Origin of the sequence: Halorubrum sp. SS7 (assembly GCF_005435055.1) — an archaeon.
Taxonomy (GTDB): Archaea; Halobacteriota; Halobacteria; order Halobacteriales; family Haloferacaceae; genus Halorubrum; species Halorubrum salinarum.
The window spans coordinates 1-239 of the sequence record NZ_SGXV01000614.1; the positions used below are offsets into that span (position 1 = coordinate 1).

Genomic DNA, 239 nt, shown 5'->3' on the forward strand with positions numbered 1-239 from the left:
AACGGGGTCGCAGGGTTCGGATTCGCCTTCGTTGGGACCATGGTGCTCGCCGCGACGCTCGATCCCGCGACCGCCGTCGCGTTCATGATCGTCCCGATGTTCGCCGTGAACGTCGCGCTCGTGGGCGACCTCACCCGCGAGGAGCTGCGAACGTGTGGAACTCGGTTCGCACCCCTGCTCGTCGCCGCGCTCGTCGGAACGGTCGTCGGGATGGCGCTCCTCGACCGGATCCCGGGCGC

The 239-nt window shown here is 69.5% G+C and carries 1 pseudogene; it reads left to right on the forward strand.

The window, feature by feature from the left end:
* Nucleotides 1-239: pseudogene (locus EXE44_RS19345) on the forward strand (sulfite exporter TauE/SafE family protein); the annotation flags it as partial.